This is a genomic window from Methanocorpusculum labreanum Z, assembly GCF_000015765.1.
GTDB classification, from domain to species: Archaea; Halobacteriota; Methanomicrobia; order Methanomicrobiales; family Methanocorpusculaceae; genus Methanocorpusculum; species Methanocorpusculum labreanum.
This window is the reverse complement of record NC_008942.1, coordinates 495,135-509,921: the sequence shown is the minus strand read 5'-3', so window position 1 is coordinate 509,921 and position 14,787 is coordinate 495,135. Positions and strand designations below refer to the sequence as shown.

Here is a 14,787-nt window from a genome sequence, read left to right as displayed (position 1 = left end):
TATTTTTTGAGTTTTATCTGGTTCAACTTCGGTAGGATCATTTTTTTTCGAGATCTCTGAGAAGAACGGCAAAGTCGATCACGAACTGCATATCCTTTTTTCCAAGTTTGGCATGGTAATACCGTCCGTCTGCATTGACGGCGGACAGCTGCCCGAGGAGGTTTACGGCATCTGCAGAGGCGATGTCACTTATGTTTTTGTAGCCTGCTTCAAACATCGCCCTCGCGGCAGCTGCCCCCACGCCGTTGATCCTGACCAGATCGGACAGGCAGCATACTTCTTCAAGCTCGTTTCGGCTGATGCCTGATATTTCCATGAGTGATTTTTCGGCCGCTTCATTTTGAAACGCGGTGTAGACGTCTTTCGATGTTTTGATTCCGTGTTTTGCTAATATCTGGACGGTTTGTCCGCTCAGTCCCGGGAAATCGGAGATTTGGACCGGTTTTTGCTCAAGGCTGCCGAGTTCTCTTTTCAGAATGGTCAGATACTCCTTTGAAATATGCGTTTGCGCTGCAAACTTTGCAAGTTTCTCCGGAGAAGATACTGCTTTTTTCAATGCCGACATATTGCCGATGCCGGCATCGGCTATCCGCTGAAAGTTTGTCTCAAGATCATCCAGAAGGATCCTGCGGCTCGGCAGCAGGTTCTGTTTTTTTAGTATCTCCTGATAGCTTTGCAGGGATATCCCGGTTAAATCGATCGAGTAACTCATAGTAGATAATCTGCGTTTTTTCGGATGTTTACTCGGCCGGGAAATTAAACTCCTTACTCCAGTCAAATCCTTCGTTTGCTTCGATACAGTCAGGCCAGTGTCTGCACCAGGCTGGCATCACTACGTCTCTCACTTTATCTTCGGACGGGTGATACGGTTTGATATCCAGCACGGGTGTGCCGTCTTCCGCGTCGATATAGCCAAGTTCAAGCCGGTGTTTCTGTTTGTCAACAGCAGCGAGACGGGATACCGTGACGGCTATCGGATTTGGCCGGATCGGGGACCTGCTGGCCAGCACGCCCACCTTCTCCGGGCCTTTTTTGTACGGTTTGTCCATAACAAAGTAGTTTCTGGATTCCTCGCTGTCATACAAATTGAACCACCATATCACCTGAATATGGCTGAACTCATCCAGTCCCAGAGTCGCTTCAAAGAATTTTTCTTTCAGCTCGATATAATACCAGCCGTCTTCGATTTTTACCGTGCCGATGGGGTTAAATGTTACTAACATATGCTTCTCTCACTACAAATGATTCGATACTCGTTAATTGATCTGAGCGGTTATTATATTTCTCCAAAGAATACGGCCCCCCCTCCTCGATAAAATTCACATCCTCTCATACGGCATTTCCATTGGACCGCTCTCCCGCCGTCTTTTTTAATGAAAACCATTAATCCCTATCTCATCTAAACAGATATACCATGGACCCCCTCTACAACCGTCTTGCATCCGCCGTGGAAGAGGCAATTCACCAGGCCGAGACGATCCTTCCGCCCGACGTGGAGGAAGCACTGCATACTGCATACAATAAAGAAACCAACCCGACCGCACGCGGCGAGTTTGAAAATATCTTCGCCAATCTCCAGGTCGCCCGGGAGAAAAACGTGCCCATCTGTCAGGACACCGGGATTTTCGTCATCTACCTGACCATTCCAGAAACCGTTCCGCTGACCACAAAGCTCTACGACGCCGTAAGCGAAGGGATCCGTCTCGCAACAAAATCCGTCCCTCTCCGGCCAAACGCGGTCCATCCCCTCACCCGGAAAAACTCGGGCGACAACACCGGGGCGGGGATCCCGGCAGTCCATATCCTTCCGGGCGATACGCTCCGGGTCACCGTATTCCCCAAAGGAGCAGGTTCGGAAAACATGTCCCAGATCAGAATGATGCTCCCTTCCGAGATCTCCAGGATCCCGGAGTTTGTGACCTCGGTCGTCAAAGATGCGGGCTCCCGTCCGTGTCCCCCGATAGTCGTAGGGGTCGGTATCGGCGGAACCTTCGACTCGGCCGCATCCTTTGCAAAAGAAGCGCTCCTCTCGCCGATAAACAGCATGACCGCCTTCGAACAGAAGATATGCGATTCGATCAACCAGCTCGGCATCGGCGTTATGGGACTTGGCGGCGACACGACCTGTCTCGCCGTCAAGGTAAAAGAAGGGGCATGCCACACGGCTTCGCTTCCCGTCGCCGTAAATATTCAGTGCTGGTGTTCTAGACGCGGTGTTGTTGAGGTGGAACTATGATCCGGCTGACGACCCCCCTCGGAGAGGAAGTTCTCGATCTCCATGCGGGAGACCGGGTCCTTCTTTCCGGGACCATTTACACTGCACGCGACGAAGCCCACCTGAAAATACGTGAAGAGGGCTTCCCCTTCGATCCGAAAGGCGCGGTGATTTATCACTGCGGCCCGGTCATCGACGAAGCACAGAATAAAGTCGTCGCCGCCGGCCCCACAACCTCCGCACGGATGAATAATCTCACAAAATTCATGCTCGATGCAGGTGTTCGGGGCCTGATTGGAAAAGGCGGAATGTCGGAGATCGTTCGTGAAGAACTTCGGGGAAGAGCGGTCTATTTTGCCTTCACCGGAGGATGCGCCGCTCTCGCCGCTTCATGCATGGAGCTTGCCGGTTGTCATTATCCGGAACTTGGCATGGCAGAAGGAATCTGGGAAATCAAACTGACCGATCTTCCGGTAGTCGTCGGAATAGATGCTCACGGCGGCGATCTTTTCGTAAGATAACTCAGATGAGCCCTGCCGTGACCAAAGCCAGGCAGATGAGAAGAGCCAAAATCCCGCCCGATAATGTGGCGAGGAGATTGGTTCCCGAATTCCCGATAAAACCCTTGTTTTCGATCAGAGCGCCGTAAAGACTGTCAAGATTCGTTCCGATAAAGCCTGCCGCAACGCCGATCAGGCAGACATACCACGGTGCCACGCCGAGGATGAATGCCAGCAGACAGATGACGGACGCCCCAAAAAGGCAGGCAAGCTCTCCAATTCCGGTAACTCCGCCGTTTGTTCCCGGCGGAACCGGGCGCAGCGTCGTGATCATCCTTGGAGTACCCCCGGTCACGCCGATCTCGCTTGCAAGCGTGTCGCCGGTCGCCGTCGCAATGGAACCGATAAACATGGCGATGAAAATAACATCCCCGGTGATCCCGTACAGTACGGCGCCGCCGACCCCGACCCCGGCATTCGCGAATGCATTCATGTATCCTCTCCGGCCTTTCTTACCCTCGGCCACTCCTAAAAACTCCTTTTCCGCATACCGGAACTTGGTGAAGAGTGATCCGAGAATGAAAAACAGCATCACGATGAAAAACCAGTTCACGCCGGCAAAGGTGATGAGGATCACGCCGAACAGCACCGCCGTAAAGACGCCGCTCATGTCGATCGTCTTTGCCCGATAGGCAAAGTAGCCGAACGCCGCACACAAAACGACCGCAAAGGCGAGCGTCTGGTAATCGACGAAGAACTCCAGATCCTCAAACAGCGTGATGGTCATCGCGACCCCGAGAAGGCCGATCATCGAGCCGTCCTCGCGATCTTTCAAGATGCTTCGAAGCATCAAAAGAACGATCACGGCGATGATGCCCACAAGCGGCTGATACTCGTTTGTGTAGAGCATCGTCGCTAAAAGAGCTGCAGAGGAGCCTATCGTATAAAGAACTCCCTGATGACCGACGTTTTTGAAAATCTTAAGCAGGTATTCTCCCCAGACGATCATCATCAGAGGGCCGATCAGGGCCGACACGGGTATCAGACCGGCTTGATATAATACGGCGAGGACACCTACGCCGATCGCAAAATACCGGCTTTTATCCACAAAATAGAGAACTGCCGCAAAGCCGAGGACCACCAGACCCAAATAGGGAATATACGGCCATCCAAGCAGCAGTGCCGTAACGACAAGGGCGAAAATGAGACGTCGGATCCGGGTATCCATAGGTATTTTTAAGGTTTATTTTTGATGCAGATAAGATTATGTGTAAAAATCACCGCAGTTAATTACGCGAAAAAAAGAATTAAATCTCGACCAGACGGTAATCAGCCCGTCCAAGACCCATCTCCTCTGCATAGGATATCTGCAGCATTGGGCTGGTTCCCGGCCAGACGCGGGTAAACTTCTCCTCTCCGGGCTGATGGTGATCTGGCAGAAGGCTCCCAAAGACCCCCTCCTCGCCGTTCACGAGATCGAAACAGGCTTTGTCCAGCGCGACAGGATCGGTAGATGCAAGAATGCCGATGTCGGGAACGAACGGGATGTCGTTCCACGGCGTACAATCGCAGTGCGGCGTGATGTTGGTTAAGAAATTGATGTATAAGGCCTTCCCGGTTTTATTGCCGACCGCTCCTGCCGCATACTCGATCATCCGTTCGACGAACACGACGCCGTCATCCTTCCAGTCGAGGTCGATCGCATGTTCCGGACAGGTGTTCATGCACATCAGACAGCCTATACAGTGGTCAAGATCGATTGAGACCGCTTTCCCGGCAATGCTGATGCAGAACTCGGGACAGGCATTCATGCATGCTCCGCAGACAATACACTTGTCTTCCAGGATCATTGGCCGGGTCGTGTGCTGCTCACGTTTTCCCTCGTTTGAGGCGCAGCCCATGCCGAGATTTTTCAACGCTCCTCCAAATCCCGCAGCCTCATGGCCTTTGAAATGGGAAACGACCACCATGCTGTCTGCCGAAACGATATCGGATGCGATCTTGACCGAATCGAAGTGTTTTCCATACACCTCCACAGGGGTGAAGCTCTGCCCGCGAAGTCCGTCGGCGATGATCACCGGACAGTCGAAAACCGGATAGCAGAATCCGTGCATCGCCGCGGTTTTTGCATGATCGACGGAGTTCCTTCGACCGCCAAGGTAGAGGGTATTGGTATCGGTAAGAAAAGGTTTCGCGCCGACCGCCTCGATCTCTTTGACTATCGATGCGACATGGAGCGGATTTACGAATGCGTCGTTTCCTCGTTCGCCGAAGTGGACCTTGACTGCGGTCAGATCCCCCCGGTTCACCATGTTCTCAAGGCCTGCCGCCATACACAGTGCCTTGATCTTGTTTGCGGTGTTCCGATCCTGTGACTGTGCCCCGGCCCGGGCGATATAGACGTCTTCCATTCATGGTACATCGACCGCTGAACAAAATATCTTTTCGTGCAGGGGGCAGGCACAAGATGCGTGTGTCCTAAAAGAGACTGCTCTGACTGCGCAAAATACATCATCTCGTTCAACCAAATGGTAATGTACTATGTTTGAAGGTGTAATCCCTGCACTCATCACACCGTTCAATGACGACGCGTCCCAGTCGCTCGATATTGAAGGTCTGAGAAACTGCATCGAGTATGTCATACGCGGAGGCGTTCACGGACTTCTCGCATGCGGTTCGACAGGAGAATCGGCAACAATGACACACGCCGAGCACATTCGTGTCATTGAGGAAACCGTTTCTGCTGCGAGCAACCGCATTCCTGCCATCGCAGGAACCGGTTCGAACAATACGGAAGAAGCTCTTCTGATGACCCGTGCTGCAAAGATGTCCGGAGCAGACGGTGTACTTCTGATCAGCCCGTATTACAACAAGCCGAACAGATCGGGTCTGCTGAAGCATTACCGCAAGGTCGCCGACATCGGTCTTCCGGTCATTGTGTACAACATCCCGGGACGTACCGGTCAGAACCTGCCTGCCGATCTGATCATCGAGATGGTGGAGACGATTCCAAATCTGGTCGCCGTTAAGGAAGCCAGCGGAAATCTCGACCAGATGATGGCGATCATCCAGGGCACCCAGGATCTCGACCGCGAGTATCCGTTCATCCTTACGTCAGGCGACGACTCGCTGACGCTTCCGGTCCTTTCGGTCGGCGGCCACGGCTGTATTTCCGTTACGGCAAACATCGAGCCAAAGCGCTTGGTCGAGATGTACGATCTCTTTAGAAGATCCGACGTCAAGGCGGCGATGAAGAAGCATTACGAGCTGATGGATCTGTCCAAGGCGCTCTTTATGGAAGTGAACCCGGTGCCGGTCAAGCGTGCCGCAGAGATCCGCGGTCTGATCAACTCAGGCAACGTCAGACTTCCATTGGATTCGCTTGGCGAGCAGAACACGGCGATCCTTCGCGGGGTGCTTTCCCGCTATGATTAAGGTCATCATCTGCGGCGCACTCGGCAGGATGGGAACCATGATCGCGAACATGGTGATCGAGAACCCGGAGCTGGAGTTCGTCGGCGGCGTGGATATCCGGGACGGGACGGTCCTTGGAAAACCGGTCGTTCCTTCCGAGAAGCTTGCCGCGTTCATCGACGAGGTCAAACCCGATGTGATGATCGACTTCACCGTGGCGGCGGCGACGATGATCAATGCAAAGATCGCTGCGAAAAAAGGCGTGGCTTTAGTGATCGGCACGACCGGTTTCACGCCGGAGCAGGATGCCGAGCTGCTTGACGCGATAAAGAATGTCCCGGTCGTTAAAACGACCAACTTCAGCGTCGGCGTGAACATTTTCTGGGAACTTGTCCGCGATGCGGCATCGCGTCTGGGCGATTACGATATCGAAGTGATCGAGGCCCACCACCGGTACAAGAAGGACGCTCCGAGCGGAACGGCGAAGACGATCCTGAAAGTGATCCAGGAAGAGGTCGGCAAACGCGAGGAGATGTACGGACGCGAGGGTATGACCGAGCGGAAAAACGAGATCGGCGTGCATGTGATCCGCGGCGGCGATGTGGTCGGCGACCACACGGTCCAGTTCCATCAGAACTACGAGACGATCGAGCTGACGCACCGTGCCTACGATAGAGCGGTATTCGCACGAGGCGCTATCCGTGCGGCGGCATGGGTGCCCAAAGCGAAACCGGGAGTATATACTATGAAAGAGGTTCTCGGGTTATAACCCGGGCCTTCTTTTTTCGATATCCATATCTTTCCCAATCCAAATCATTTTTTATTTCAGTTACTTTGAACACCGACTGGAAAAGAGCAGCCCTTCACCAACTCGAAATGTATTTCCCCTTAGGATAAGAAATACAGTAATTATACGAGGTAAATCCAAAAATGCCAGCAGTAGTTAATAAAGAAAAATGTACCGGATGTGCGACCTGTGTGGACATCTGCCCGTCAGCAGCGATCGAACTTGTCGATGACAAGGCGGTAATCAGCGTCGATGACTGCGTTGACTGCGAAACCTGTGTGGACGAGTGCCCAGAAAGCGCTATCCACATGGAGTAATCCTTTTTTTTCTTTTCGAATTTCAAACCCGATTTTGCCGTATCCCAGCTGAAAAAAAGAGTGGGACGGATAGCTCTCGATCAAAATGCTGATATGTGCATGAAGCATTTTGACTTCGTGTACGGCATTTGTGTAAGATAATGAGATAGTTAACCGCGAATTCCCGCGAATCGCATTTTCCTTACGTTCGGGTGCTCTGCTTCGGCTTATCGCCTACGCAGGAATCGCACCCTCACTTGAAAAATGCTATCGGAAAAACCCGCGTGCGGGTTTTTCTGTTGTTTCATTATTTTTTCAATTACACGCAAAGAGAAATTTTACGGAGAGAAAAACCGGCACGCCGGTTTTTCCCCAGCATTTTTCCAGACGGCGTGCGATTCCTGCGTAGGCGATAAGCCGGAGCAGAGCACGCAGGCGCAAGAAAAATGCGATTCGCGTTAATTCGCGGAGATTCGCGGTTAAATAATCTCTTGTCTCCACACCCAACAATACTCTTCCCGAATTAGATGGAGAATAACACCGCGTAACCTATTATAAATATCATTGACTCTATTATTTGGATAGGAACATTAGAATGTCACAATTTTACTCTCCTCTGATAAATGAAAATGGCAATTTTCTCTCAATAGACGAGATTGAATATGAGCATTTATCCCAACTCGCAGATAGGGGGATACAAGAGGGATATAAAGTAGAATACAAGAAACAATGGGACGATAATTTTAAGATAAAACATCTCTGCCAGACAATAACCTCTTTTGCAAATTCAGAAGGGGGCTGGCTTTTTATTGGAATAAATGATCGTGGAGGTATCGTCAACATTCATGGAGAAAAAGCAGACTTTAGCCAAACAATAGCTAACAAAATCCAATCTGATGTATCACCAACACCTGTTTTTGAATGCCGCTTTATTCGTAATCCTTCCGAAATAGAAACAGGGGTTTTGGTCATATTCGTTGATGAGGGGATTGATCCTCCATACATCTGTAAAGGTACTGTCTACATACGAAGTGGTAGTAGCAAACTTCCAGTTGCACCCGATCGTTCAACAATTGATAGATTGATTGAAAAACGAAATGAATATAAAAATGAGATGGAGAAATTCAAAATTGATACTATATATGAATTTGAGCCTAAATCGCCATTCTGTATGATAACATTATATAACAAAAAACAACAAAACCGGTTAACTTTTAATGATTTTGAAGATATCAAATCCCATTTTATCAAAAAAGGTGGATTCGGAAGGAGTATGTTATCACACGACTCGATAATATTATTTGGGTCAGACATAATTGAACCAAAATCTGCCACTGGTATTCTCGAAATATTTAAAAACGGCAGTGTGAAATTCTCTTTCCCTCTCATGCCGTGTATATCGGAGAATTGTGAAGATATTGCTTTGAATCTGCGCAAATGTAATCCACATTATGATTTGACAGGATTCAAGTTTCTAGATTTTTTTCTAATTTTTTATTATATAACAGCGACATTGAATTCCGTTTTAGAATATCTCCTGACAAAATATTTCGATAAAAAAGAGTATGTTCTTTCGTTCAAATACAGAAATATACGTAATTGTCTGATGTATTTTGATACGGGGGATAATACATTTTATGATACGGTAAAAAAGTATGGAATTTGCTACTCTATAAAAAAAGAACAAGAGATTATATTCAACGATCCCTTCGAACATGCAACCGAAGAAATGCCCATCCTAATGTCTGGCTGGATACTCAATGGCTTATGTGTCCCATTTGGTTATTCCCCGAAGATATTAAGTGATATAAAATCTAGTCATGATTATTCGGGTAAGGGGTTAATCTCACGAGAAAATCCGTGGTAGAGATGATAAAGAGAAAAATACTCATTCTTCCTTATACAGCCCGACCACTTCGCCGATCACGATGATCGCCGGCGGCTTCATCCCGACCTTCTTTGAGACCTCTCCTATATCCGCGAGCGTGGCACAGGTCACCCGCTGATCCGGGCGGAATCCCCGTTCGATCACCGCGATCTTCGTTTGCGGATCCCTGCCGTTTTCAATCAAGAGTTCCGCGATCCTGCCGAGATTTTTCACGCCCATATAGATCACGATCGTTCCGGGACTTCCGGCCAGCCACTTCCAGTCGATCGACGAAACCTCCTTTTCCGGATTTTCATGGCCCGTAACAAAGGTCACCTGGCTTGCAAAATCCCGGTGAGTGACCGGGATCCCGACGCATTCAGGCACCGCGATACCGCTCGTGACCCCCGGAATTGCTTCACAGGGGATGTTGTGCTCGCGCAGAACCTCCATCTCCTCGCCGCCGCGGCCGAACAAAAACGGATCGCCGCCTTTCAGCCGGACGATGATCCCGCCTGCCTGTGCTTTTTCGACGAGCAGTTTTTCGATATCCTCCTGCTTCATCGTGTGATGACCGCCGTATTTTCCAACATCGATCTTCTCCGCACGTGCAGGAAGTGAAGCAATGATCTCGTCACCCGGCAGCTGATCATACATGATCACATCCGCCAAATCGATCACCTCGCGGGCACGGAACGTCAAAAGCCCAAGGCCTCCCGGACCCGAGCCCACGAGATACACCTTCCCGTTTTTTTTGGCCGGCTCGCCGAGAGCAAGCTTTGCCTCGGCGATCAGTTCGGCACCGACGTTCTTCAATCTGATCCCGGCCACCCTCGCCCCCTCAAGATCCCCGATCTCCGCAGTGATCCGCTCGGCACGGGTCCCGTCGAGTGAAAGCACCTCCGCGGTCAGGTGCTGATTCTCGCAGAAGATCCCCATAGGGGTAAAACATCCCCCGCCGACCTGTTCCATCACGATCCGCTCGATCGCGCAGTCCAGAGCCGACTGCGGATCATTCAGAGGGGCAAAAGCCGCCCGAAGCTCGGGCGTGTCCCGGCTGACGATCGCGATCGTCCCCTGATTTGCCGCTGGAACGAACATATCCGGCGAGAGTCTGACCCCGTTTCGCTTGTAGTCCAGCCGCATGAGTCCCGCCTCAGCGACCATGATCCCGTCATACAGCCCGTCGTCCAGCTTTCCAAGCCGCGTGTCCAGATTTCCCCGCAGCATCTCAACCCTGACCGCAGGACAGTTGTGAAAATACCGGAGAAGCTGGGCTTTTCTGCGCAGACTCGAGGTCCCGATCACCATCAGATCCTCTACTTTGCCGTTCATCACCAGAAAATCATACGGCGGATCGCGCTTCAAAACCGCGACCGTGAGAAGGCCTTTGGGCCGTTCTGCAGGGATGTCTTTCATACTGTGGACAGCGCAGTCGATCTCTCCCCGGAGAATCGCATTGTCGAGTTCGCGCACGAACATCCCGAACCCGCCGATCTGATGAAGACCCCGGTCGGTGACCTTGTCGCCGGTCGTTTTGATGATCACATACTCGGCGTCGATACCGTTCTCCGCAAGAAGACCGATGACCTTTTTCGTTTGGGCAAGAGCAAGTTTACTGCCGCGTGTGCCGATCCGTATTTTAGACATGCTGATATACCGAGATGATTTTCTCCATAGAGGATGCGTCGTGGGCAGTCGAGAGGAAGTTGGTCTCGAACTGCGAAGGCGGGATAAACACGCCGTCTTTGAGCGCTTTCTCGAAGAATACGCGGAAAGCGGCGGTGTCCGATTCCTTTGCCTCGAGATAGTTTCTTGGAGCCGTGCTTCTGAAGAAGTACTTGAAGAGTGAACCGAGTCTCACAAACGAGCCGGAAGCCTTTGCCGGCAGCGACTCTTCGATCGCCCGGGTCTTTTCGTCGAGCTCTGCATACAGACTCTCGTTTTCGTGGAGGTAGACGTTGGTCGCGATGCCTGCCGCCATCGAAAGGGGATTGCCGTTGAACGTTCCGGCGTTGTAGACGCCGCCCGAGGGCGAAACGAGCTCCATAATGTCTCGTCTGCCGCCGAACACGCCGATCGGGAGACCACCACCGGTGATCTTTCCAAGCGTGGTGAGATCGGGTTTTATGCCGTATTTTTTCTGTGCTCCGCCGATACCGACCCGGTATCCGGTGATGACCTCGTCGAAGATGAGGAGAACGTCATGAGCTTTCGTGATCTCGCGGACCGCGGAGAGATAGCCGTCGTCCGGGAGGACCGGCCCGACGTTTCCCATCACCGGTTCGAGGATGAATGCGGCGATCTCTTTGTCCTTTGAAAGCAGCTCTTCGAGTGCTTCGGGATCATTGTACGGGACCTGACGGGTCTGGGCGGCAAAGGACGGGGGAACGCCGAGCGAGTCGGGCGTTCCGTGCGTGGTTGCCCCGCTTCCTGCGGCAATCAAAACCGCGTCATGGGCTCCGTGGAACCCGCCTTCGAGCTTCACGATCCCGCATTTTCCGGTAAAACCCCGGGCAAGCCGGATCGCGGCAAGCGTGGCCTCAAGACCGGTCGAAACGCATCTGAGCATCTCGATCGAGGGGTGATCGCGGCATATCCTCTGCGCAAGATCAATCTCGAGCTTCGTCGGCGTGCCGTAGAGCCAGCCGGCGTCGAGCTGTGCCTCGATCGCCTTTTGAATGGCCGGATGTGCGTGACCGAGAAGCAGAGGACCGTATCCCATGCAGCAGTCGACGAGTGATTCCCCGTCTTCTGTCTCGAGCGTTGCGCCTCTGGCGGATTTTACATAAAACGGATACGGTTTGATTGCACGCACCGGACTTGAGACCCCGCCCGGAAGGCAGGTCTTTGCTGTGGTAAATAACTCTTCACTTTTCATGGCAGCATCTCCGCGGCCTCTTTTGCAAAATAGGTGATGATCAAGTCGGCCCCTGCACGTTTGATTGCAAGAAGCGACTCCATCATGATCTTCTTTTCATCGATCCAGCCGTTCATGCCGGCGGCTTTGATCATCGAATACTCGCCTGATACCTGATAGGCGGCGACCGGCAGATCCGTGGACTCCCGCACATCCCGCAGAATGTCGAGGTAAAATCCTGCGGGTTTCACCATCAGGATGTCGGCTCCTTCCATCTCGTCGAGATAGGATTCACGGATCGCTTCCCTGCGGTTTGCCGGGCTCATCTGATAACTGGTCCGGTCTCCAAACGAGAATCCCGAGTCGGCCGCTTCACGGAACGGGCCGTACAGGGCTGACGCGAATTTGGTCGAGTAGGACATGATCGGGGTGTTCGAAAAACCCGCTTCGTCCAAAGCTTCGCGGATCGCCGTGACCTGGCCGTCCAGCATGCATGACGGGGCGACCATGTCGGCGCCGGCCGCGGCCTGACTGACCGCGATCTTCTCCATCAAGAGAAGGGACGCGTCGTTGTCCAGCTCTTTTCCGCACAAAATCCCGCAGTGTCCATGCGAGGTGTATTCGCAGGCGCAGGTGTCTGTGATGACGATGAGATCCGGCACGGCGGCTTTGATCCGCCGTGTTGCTTCCTGAACGATGCCGTTTTCGGCAAATGCACCGGAAGCTTCGGTGTCCTTGCATTTCGGGATCCCGAACAGAAGAACGGCGCGAAGACCTGCGGCCTTCATCTCTTCTGCGACCTCTTCGGCACAGGAAAGAGGGTGCCGGAACTGGCCGGGCATGGAGGCGATCGGAACCGGCTTTACCGCGTTCTCGTCGAAAAAGAGCGGCATGATCAGTTCATCTTTTACGAGTCTCGTTTCCTTGAACATCGGCTGAAGGATATTCTGCCGGAGTCTTCTCATTCTGATCTGCGGATACATGATACTTCACCTGAAATTATTGCTTTGAGGAGGATTTCTGCGGTCTGTGTGTCGGTACATTCTGCGCTCGCCCGAATGCTTTTCGCCGCATCCTCGAGCAGTTTTTTCGTAAGAGCGCTTGTTAAGTCGTCGATCACCGATTCAAGATAGGGGTCGGCGTCCCGGAGGCGGGAAAGCGCCTTGTTTTTTTCACGCTGACGGATCTCCTCTGCCCACGTGTAGAGGTTCTTCGTCAGATCGCCGGATGCCGCACGGTTGAAGGCCTTGATGAACTCCGGGAGAGCGGCTTTGACAAGAACGTCCGCATGTTCGCACTCGGTCTTTCGTGCGGCCAGATTCTTTTCCGAGATGCTTTTCAGATCGTCGAGCGTTTTCAGCGAGACGCCGGGAACGTCCCGGCAGGCGTCGTCGATGTCCCGCGGCTGGGCAATGTCGATCAAAAGAAGATGCCGCGGCTCGAGATCGAGCGGCCAGAACCTCTCGTTCATCGTTTCGGCAAGTTCGTCTGCGTGGATGATCAAATGCGGAGCTCCCGTGCAGGAGATGACGACGTCTGAAAGAGCTATGCAGGGATACAGCTGGTCGAGCCGCATCGCCCGGCCTTTGATCTCTTCTGCGAGAAGGACGGCCCGGTCAAAGGACCTGTTTGTAACATAGATTGCCCGGAGATTTTTCTCGCAGAGGGCCCGGGCAACGAGTGTTCCCATCTCGCCGCCGCCGACGACCAGGATGTTTTTTCCGTCGAGATCGCCCATCAGCTCCTCGGCAAGAAGAACCGCGGCCGAACCGATGGATACTGCTCCTTTGTTGATGGAGGTCTTCTGCCGAATCGACACGCCTTCCCGGATCGCGGTGTTCAGACAGACATCGGTGATGACGTCGTTGGTGTCGTGCGACTCGGCAAGGAGGAGAGCACGCCGCATCTGTCCGAGGATCTGATCCTCGCCGATGATCATCGACTTCGTCCCGGCGGCGAGTTCCAGGAGATGCATGAGGGCAGCTTCGCCTTCGAGGATATCGAACCCGAACCTCTGTTCGCCGTGGAGGAAGTCCCTCAGCTGCTTGGCGCTCCCGTGTACCAGGATCTCGACCCTGTTGCAGGTCTCAAGAAGAACCACGCCGGGAAATATCTTCGAAGCTTTCTCGAAAAAGGCCGTCTCGTCCTTAAACCTGAAAAGGCCGAGAACCTCCTCGCCGTATTTACTGTGATCTGCGGTCGCCACCGCGATGTCGGTAAGAAGTGTGCGGGTCATAGATATTTTTTACAGATTTCGGTTGAGGGAACGCCGGCTATGCAGGCGTTTTGTATCTCCGCATCGTCGATCACGGCCCGAAGGATCTCTGCCCTTCGTGCCTGGTCGGGGATCGTCGTTTTCAGCTCTTCGCGAAGCGTATTCTGGAGGAGCACCATGTTGTCCAGCCAGGGAAGGTTTTCCTCAAGAAAGGACCGGATAAATGCCGGGACCGCCGGGGCCGATTTTTCGGTCGTGACGGCGATCTGATACTCGGCCCCACAGACAACCGACGGGATCCGGATGTTTCCCTCTCCGGTCGCATTGTTGTATAATTTTCCGGCTGCTTTTGCGAGACTGCACAACCGCTCATTCTCCTTTTCATCCGAAAGGGCGGCAATCACGATGTCGTGTCGGTCGATCAGCTTCTCGAGATCCTCGCTCTCCATATCTTCGATCGCCTGCTGTTTGATGGATGCGTTTTTAAAGGAAAAGACCTCGGGAGAGAGATCTTCGGCAACGATGGTCATTCTGGCGGCCGAGGTAAAATGGCGGGCTTTTCGAATACCCACGCTTCCTGCGCCGAACACGAGGACACGGGATGCCGACAGGTCGAGGAAGAGAGGAATCATA

16 protein-coding genes are annotated in these 14,787 nt (G+C 52.6%); 6 read left to right on the top strand and 10 right to left on the bottom strand.

Annotated features, from left to right (window positions below):
- Nucleotides 1-37: 37 nt before the first annotated feature.
- Both MLAB_RS02825 and MLAB_RS02820 read right to left on the bottom strand, forming a co-directional pair.
- On the bottom strand, nt 38-712 hold the full coding sequence (locus tag MLAB_RS02825; RefSeq protein WP_011832911.1) for a DUF4332 domain-containing protein: 675 nt from the start codon (nt 710-712) through the stop codon (nt 38-40).
- A 28-nt stretch (nt 713-740) separates the two neighbouring features.
- Nucleotides 741-1,223 carry an SAM-dependent methyltransferase gene (locus MLAB_RS02820; RefSeq protein WP_011832910.1) on the bottom strand — a complete coding sequence of 161 codons (483 nt, stop codon included), beginning with the start codon at nt 1,221-1,223 and terminating at the stop codon, nt 741-743.
- A gap of 191 nt (nt 1,224-1,414) precedes the next feature.
- On the opposite strand from MLAB_RS02820, the gene MLAB_RS02815 reads away from it, so the two are divergent.
- Both MLAB_RS02815 and MLAB_RS02810 read left to right on the top strand, forming a co-directional pair.
- Nucleotides 1,415-2,236 (top strand): fumarate hydratase, encoded by an 822-nt coding sequence (locus tag MLAB_RS02815; RefSeq protein WP_011832909.1) that lies wholly within the window; start codon nt 1,415-1,417, stop codon nt 2,234-2,236.
- Nucleotides 2,233-2,736, top strand: coding sequence for a FumA C-terminus/TtdB family hydratase beta subunit (locus MLAB_RS02810; protein WP_011832908.1), 504 nt, complete (start codon nt 2,233-2,235; stop codon nt 2,734-2,736). The genes MLAB_RS02815 and MLAB_RS02810 overlap by 4 nt, the downstream gene beginning before the upstream one ends.
- Before the next feature lies 1 nt (nt 2,737).
- Here the strand turns inward: MLAB_RS02810 and MLAB_RS02805 are convergent, their stop codons facing one another.
- The gene (locus tag MLAB_RS02805; RefSeq protein ID WP_011832907.1) at nt 2,738-3,943 is read right to left on the bottom strand and encodes a TIGR00297 family protein; all 1,206 of its coding nucleotides are present in this window, start codon (nt 3,941-3,943) and stop codon (nt 2,738-2,740) included.
- 79 nt (nt 3,944-4,022) lie between these two features.
- The gene (locus tag MLAB_RS02800) at nt 4,023-5,126 is read right to left on the bottom strand and encodes a DUF362 domain-containing protein (RefSeq protein ID WP_011832906.1); all 1,104 of its coding nucleotides are present in this window, start codon (nt 5,124-5,126) and stop codon (nt 4,023-4,025) included.
- Nucleotides 5,127-5,256: 130 nt separating this feature from the next.
- On the opposite strand from MLAB_RS02800, the gene dapA reads away from it, so the two are divergent.
- The 3 genes from dapA to MLAB_RS09550 all read left to right on the top strand — a co-directional run bounded on the left by dapA (nt 5,257) and on the right by MLAB_RS09550 (nt 7,233).
- Nucleotides 5,257-6,150 carry a 4-hydroxy-tetrahydrodipicolinate synthase gene (gene dapA / locus MLAB_RS02795; protein ID WP_011832905.1) on the top strand — a complete coding sequence of 298 codons (894 nt, stop codon included), beginning with the start codon at nt 5,257-5,259 and terminating at the stop codon, nt 6,148-6,150.
- On the top strand, nt 6,143-6,898 hold the full coding sequence (dapB, locus tag MLAB_RS02790; protein WP_011832904.1) for a 4-hydroxy-tetrahydrodipicolinate reductase: 756 nt from the start codon (nt 6,143-6,145) through the stop codon (nt 6,896-6,898). The genes dapA and dapB overlap by 8 nt, the downstream gene beginning before the upstream one ends.
- A gap of 161 nt (nt 6,899-7,059) precedes the next feature.
- A complete protein-coding gene (locus tag MLAB_RS09550; protein WP_011832903.1) occupies nt 7,060-7,233 on the top strand; it encodes an indolepyruvate ferredoxin oxidoreductase subunit alpha in 174 nt (57 codons plus the stop codon).
- A 294-nt stretch (nt 7,234-7,527) separates the two neighbouring features.
- Here the strand turns inward: MLAB_RS09550 and MLAB_RS09680 are convergent, their stop codons facing one another.
- A complete protein-coding gene (locus MLAB_RS09680; protein WP_048061989.1) occupies nt 7,528-7,713 on the bottom strand; it encodes a hypothetical protein in 186 nt (61 codons plus the stop codon).
- 94 nt (nt 7,714-7,807) lie between these two features.
- Between MLAB_RS09680 and MLAB_RS02775 the strand changes: the two genes are divergently transcribed.
- On the top strand, nt 7,808-9,079 hold the full coding sequence (locus MLAB_RS02775; protein WP_048061988.1) for an ATP-binding protein: 1,272 nt from the start codon (nt 7,808-7,810) through the stop codon (nt 9,077-9,079).
- A gap of 21 nt (nt 9,080-9,100) precedes the next feature.
- On the opposite strand, the gene cobA is transcribed toward MLAB_RS02775, so the two are convergent.
- The 5 genes from cobA to MLAB_RS02750 are packed head-to-tail and all read right to left on the bottom strand — an operon-like array spanning nt 9,101 to nt 14,786.
- Nucleotides 9,101-10,729, bottom strand: coding sequence for a uroporphyrinogen-III C-methyltransferase (gene cobA / locus MLAB_RS10035; RefSeq protein WP_011832901.1), 1,629 nt, complete (start codon nt 10,727-10,729; stop codon nt 9,101-9,103).
- Nucleotides 10,722-11,960: a glutamate-1-semialdehyde 2,1-aminomutase gene (gene hemL, locus MLAB_RS02765; protein ID WP_011832900.1), complete on the bottom strand. Its 1,239-nt coding sequence runs from the start codon at nt 11,958-11,960 to the stop codon at nt 10,722-10,724. The genes cobA and hemL overlap by 8 nt, the downstream gene beginning before the upstream one ends.
- Nucleotides 11,957-12,922 carry a porphobilinogen synthase gene (gene hemB / locus MLAB_RS02760; protein ID WP_048061987.1) on the bottom strand — a complete coding sequence of 322 codons (966 nt, stop codon included), beginning with the start codon at nt 12,920-12,922 and terminating at the stop codon, nt 11,957-11,959. The genes hemL and hemB overlap by 4 nt, the downstream gene beginning before the upstream one ends.
- On the bottom strand, nt 12,901-14,175 hold the full coding sequence (gene hemA / locus MLAB_RS02755) for a glutamyl-tRNA reductase (RefSeq protein WP_011832898.1): 1,275 nt from the start codon (nt 14,173-14,175) through the stop codon (nt 12,901-12,903). Before hemA ends, hemB begins: the two co-directional genes overlap by 22 nt.
- Entirely contained in the window at nt 14,172-14,786 is a 615-nt protein-coding gene (locus tag MLAB_RS02750; protein ID WP_011832897.1) for a precorrin-2 dehydrogenase/sirohydrochlorin ferrochelatase family protein, read from the bottom strand. The genes hemA and MLAB_RS02750 overlap by 4 nt, the downstream gene beginning before the upstream one ends.
- Nucleotide 14,787 lies beyond the last annotated feature (1 nt).

Bases quoted from the DNA above. Each gene is read 5' to 3' on its own strand.
- MLAB_RS02825 (WP_011832911.1), bottom strand. From the start codon at position 712: ATGAGTTACTCGATCGATTTAACCGGGATATCCCTGCAAAGCTATCAG.
- MLAB_RS02820 (WP_011832910.1), bottom strand. From the start codon at position 1,223: ATGTTAGTAACATTTAACCCCATCGGCACGGTAAAAATCGAAGACGGC.
- MLAB_RS02815 (WP_011832909.1), top strand. From the start codon at position 1,415: ATGGACCCCCTCTACAACCGTCTTGCATCCGCCGTGGAAGAGGCAATT.
- MLAB_RS02810 (WP_011832908.1), top strand. From the start codon at position 2,233: ATGATCCGGCTGACGACCCCCCTCGGAGAGGAAGTTCTCGATCTCCAT.
- MLAB_RS02805 (WP_011832907.1), bottom strand. From the start codon at position 3,943: ATGGATACCCGGATCCGACGTCTCATTTTCGCCCTTGTCGTTACGGCA.
- MLAB_RS02800 (WP_011832906.1), bottom strand. From the start codon at position 5,126: ATGGAAGACGTCTATATCGCCCGGGCCGGGGCACAGTCACAGGATCGG.
- dapA (WP_011832905.1), top strand. From the start codon at position 5,257: ATGTTTGAAGGTGTAATCCCTGCACTCATCACACCGTTCAATGACGAC.
- dapB (WP_011832904.1), top strand. From the start codon at position 6,143: ATGATTAAGGTCATCATCTGCGGCGCACTCGGCAGGATGGGAACCATG.
- MLAB_RS09550 (WP_011832903.1), top strand. From the start codon at position 7,060: ATGCCAGCAGTAGTTAATAAAGAAAAATGTACCGGATGTGCGACCTGT.
- MLAB_RS02775 (WP_048061988.1), top strand. From the start codon at position 7,808: ATGTCACAATTTTACTCTCCTCTGATAAATGAAAATGGCAATTTTCTC.
- cobA (WP_011832901.1), bottom strand. From the start codon at position 10,729: ATGTCTAAAATACGGATCGGCACACGCGGCAGTAAACTTGCTCTTGCC.
- hemL (WP_011832900.1), bottom strand. From the start codon at position 11,960: ATGAAAAGTGAAGAGTTATTTACCACAGCAAAGACCTGCCTTCCGGGC.
- hemB (WP_048061987.1), bottom strand. From the start codon at position 12,922: ATGTATCCGCAGATCAGAATGAGAAGACTCCGGCAGAATATCCTTCAG.
- hemA (WP_011832898.1), bottom strand. From the start codon at position 14,175: ATGACCCGCACACTTCTTACCGACATCGCGGTGGCGACCGCAGATCAC.
- MLAB_RS02750 (WP_011832897.1), bottom strand. From the start codon at position 14,786: ATGATTCCTCTCTTCCTCGACCTGTCGGCATCCCGTGTCCTCGTGTTC.